This is a genomic window from Streptomyces sp. NPDC007095, from assembly GCF_040634475.1.
GTDB lineage: Bacteria > Actinomycetota > Actinomycetes > Streptomycetales > Streptomycetaceae > Streptomyces.
In genome coordinates this window covers 1-3549 of the sequence record NZ_JBEYFS010000449.1, presented here as the reverse complement: position 1 = coordinate 3549, position 3549 = coordinate 1, and the positions used below count along the sequence as shown (strand labels likewise).

Sequence of the window (3549 nt, the reverse complement as noted above, 5' to 3'; positions counted from 1 at the left end):
GAGAACAGGAAGCGAGCAAGACTGCCTGACCGCCGTCTCAGCCCCGGCAGAACTGAGCGGCGGAGTGCACGATCTGGCGAGCGGCCGCGCGGCGGACCCGGACGCGCTCTTCCGGGCCGGTTCGACGACGAAGGTGGTCACGGCGGCGGTCGTGCTGCAACTCGCGGCCGAGGGCAAGGTCGATCTGGGCGCGCCCGTGCAGCGCTATCTCCCCGGGCTGCTGTCGCCCGCCTTCAAGCCCGTCTCCGTACGCCAGTTACTGAACCACACCAGCGGGATCCAGGCGGGTGACGGTTTCGGCGACTCCTTCGAGGACGCGTACGCACACCGCTTCGACACGCTCACGCCCAGGCAGGTCGTCGCCTCCGCGGTGGCGAAGGGGCCGGAGTTCTGCCCCGGCAAGCGGCAGCACTATCTGAACATCAACTACACGATCCTCGGCATGCTGATCGAGAAGGCCACGGGGCACTCGTACGCCTCCGAGGCCACCCGGCGCGTGCTGCGGCCCGCCGGGATGCTGCACACGTACTTCCCCGGTACCGATCCGCGCATCCGGGGGCCGCACAACCTCGGCTACCAGGCGGTGAAGCGGGCGGACGGCACGACGGAGTTCGTCGACGTCACCGAGTGGAACCAGGCGGACCGCTGGGCGGCGGGCGACATGATCTCCACGACGGCGGACCTGGAGCGGCTGACCACCCACCTCTTCCGTGGCCACCTGGTCCCGGAGCCGCAGCTGAAGGAGATGTTCACGGTTCCGTCGCGCATCGACGGGGCCACCATGAGTGCCGGGCTCGAGCGCTTCGAGTACGGCGGGCGGGTCTACTGGCTCAAGTCGGGCGGGCGGTACGGATACACGGCGGTCATGGCGGCCACCCGCGATCTCTCCCGCACGCTCGTCTACTCGGTCAACGCCACGGACGCGAAGGGCGAGGAGATGAACCCGGTCGCCCTGCGCATCGCGATGGCGGCGCTCAAGTAGTCGTCAGCTTCGTCGTCACGAGATGCACGTTCATCCCGCACGGGACGACCCCGTTCGGCGCCGTGAGCTTCTTCGCCCCGGTGAGGAAGGCCGCGCGCAGGGACTCCACGGTGGCCGCGTCGAGCGGGCCGACGTCATAGACACCCGCCAGGGCGTCCCACACCTGTTCCACCGGACCGCTCAGGTCGATGGGGACGGTCTCCCAGTCGACCGGGGCGAATCCGACCGGCGCGAGGACGCTGTCGAGCCCCGCACGGCTGCGGGTCCTGCGGTCCCCGAGAGCGGGGATGCGCTGCCCGGCGGGAGCCGTCTCGACCGCGGACCGCAACAGCCCGATGAACAGCTCGTACGCCTCACCGCCCACGGCGCCGCCGCCGATCACACACGTCAGCATGCCCCCGGGGCGCAGCACCCGGGCCAATTCCGCGGCCACCTGTTCCACCTCGCCCATCAGCATCAGCGCCATGTGGGAGACACAGGCGTCGAAGGTGTCGTCGGCGAAGGGAAGGTGCTGGGCCCGGCTCTCCGACAGCGTCGTCCCGGCGGGCAGCGGTCGGCGTCGCGCCAGCGCCAGGGCTTCCGGGGAGAGGTCCACCCCGGCCAGCCGCCGTCCCTCGGTCCGGGCGAGCAGTTCGAGCAACAGGCCGTCGCCGCAACCGAGATCCAGCACCCGACCGTGTCCGGCGACCCGGTCGCACAGCATCTCGTAGCTGGACCGGCCGTCCGCGGCGCGGCCACCGGCGAACGCATCCGTCGTCACCGCCGGCCGCTCGGCGTGGAAGGCCCGCAGGAACGCCTCTTGCGATGTCGTCGTCATACCCGCGAACCTATCCGCCGAGCGGGTCGCCAGGTCAGCGGCGTCCCCTGACGGCAATCACGGAAATCCCGGGAAACCGGGTCCGGAATGTCGAATTTCCTGGTTTTCCCCTGCCGTGGCTGGCCCCGGCCCGCAGGCGGCCCCGAAGGTGAGCGCCGTATCAAGCGATCGCGGTGCGGTGCGCCGCAGGGGGAGAGAGAGTTCCGTGAACGTCACGACAACGGCGAACGAGCCGCGGGAACGGCGGGCGGCCACGCTCGTCATGGCCTGCGTGGGCGTGTTCGTCGCGTATCTTCCGGTGACCACCGTCTCGGTGAGCCTGCCGACCATCCAGCGGGCGCTGCACACGTCGACCGCCCAACTGTCCTGGGTCTCGGACGCGTTCGTGCTGCCCATGGCCGCGCTGATTCTGACCGCCGGCGTCTTCGGCGACGTCCACGGCCGCAAGAAGGTCTTCCAGGCGGGTCTCGCGTTCAGCGCGGTGGGTGCGGCGATCGCGCTGTGCGCGCGGTCGGTCGAGGTCCTCTGGGTGGGCCAGGCCTTCGCCGGTCTGGGCGCCGCCGCGCTGCTGCCCACGACGCTGGCGCTGATCAGCCACGCCGTGCCCGACCACCGCGAGCGCGGCAAGTTCGTCGGGTTGTGGGCCACGGCCCTGATGGCGGCGCTGGCCGTCGGCCCGGTGATCGCGGGACTCATACTGGAGCACTTCTCCTGGCGCTGGATCTATCTGCTGCCCGTCCCCGCCTCGCTCCTCGCGATGGCCTTCGCGGTCCGGCTGGTGACGGACTCGCGCGCCCCCGGGTCACGACGTCTGGACTGGCCTGGCCAGATCACCGCCGCGGCGGCGATCACCGCGCTGGTCTACGGCGTCATCGAGGGCGGCGCCGGCTCCTTCACCGACGTGAAGGTGATCGTGGCCCTGGTGGCGGCGGCGGTCGCGGCCGTCGCGTTCGTCCTGGTGGAGCGGCGCAGTGACAGCCCGATGCTGGACCTGACGCTCTTCCGCAGCCCCGCCTTCACCGCCACGACGCTCGTCGCCATGATCAGCTTCCTGGGCCTGATCGGCTTCTTCTTCGCCCTCAGCCTCTACTTCGGCATGGTGCAGCAGCTCAGCACCCTGGAGGCAGCGGCCCGGATGCTGATGGTCACGCTGATGTGCATCCTCGTCGGGGCACCGGCCGGACGGCTGATGCACAAGGTGTCGCCCCGCGTCCTGATCACCGGTGGGCTGCTGGTGACCGCGGCCTCGCTGCTGTCGCTGACGTCCATCGACGCCGGTACGTCGTTCGGTTCGCTGGCCTGGCGGCTGGCCCTGCTGGGCCTCGGCCTGGGCTTCGTCATCACTCCCATGACGGCAGCGGCCGTCGCCTCCGTACCGCTGCGCCAGGCCGGTATGGCGGCCGCCGGGAACAGCGCGTTCCGGCAGGTCGGCGGCGCGCTCGGCCCGGCCGTCCTCGGCGCCGTGCTGTCCACCAAGGCCGTGCACACCCTGCCGGGCCACCTCACCGACGTCGGTCTGCCCGCGACGACGGTACGGAGCGTCACCTCCGCGGTGGACGCGAACGGCCTGGGCGCGGTCGCGAGCATGAACCTGGGCGCCGACCGGGGCCGTGCCCTGGGCGCCCTGTCCGAAGCCTTCCTCGACGGCCTCCGCCTGTGCCTGATCATCGCCGCGGTGCTGACCCTGGTCGCCGCGGCGGTCGGTGCCGTCCTGCTGCGCAGCCCGCGCCGGCCGGCCACCGGGCCGGTG

Annotated in this window: 3 protein-coding genes; 2 read left to right on the top strand and 1 reads right to left on the bottom strand. The window is 71.3% G+C overall.

Annotation, left to right across the window (positions count from 1 at the left end; translation table 11 throughout):
* Positions 1-982: serine hydrolase domain-containing protein (locus tag ABZ656_RS57040; protein WP_360280512.1), on the top strand; the 982-nt coding region annotated here is incomplete at its 5' end.
* Here ABZ656_RS57040 and ABZ656_RS57035 read toward each other — a convergent pair.
* On the bottom strand, positions 975-1799 hold the full coding sequence (locus ABZ656_RS57035; protein ID WP_101400941.1) for a class I SAM-dependent methyltransferase: 825 nt from the start codon (positions 1797-1799) through the stop codon (positions 975-977). The genes ABZ656_RS57040 and ABZ656_RS57035 overlap by 8 nt on opposite strands.
* Positions 1800-2004: 205 nt before the next feature.
* Here ABZ656_RS57035 and ABZ656_RS57030 point away from each other — a divergent pair.
* Positions 2005-3549 (top strand): MFS transporter (locus ABZ656_RS57030; protein ID WP_360280508.1); only part of this gene is annotated, 1545 nt, incomplete at its 3' end.

What these genes read in the sequence shown, in the direction of transcription:
- ABZ656_RS57035 (WP_101400941.1), bottom strand. Translation starts at nt 1,799, where the DNA reads ATGACGACGACATCGCAAGAGGCGTTCCTGCGGGCCTTCCACGCCGAG.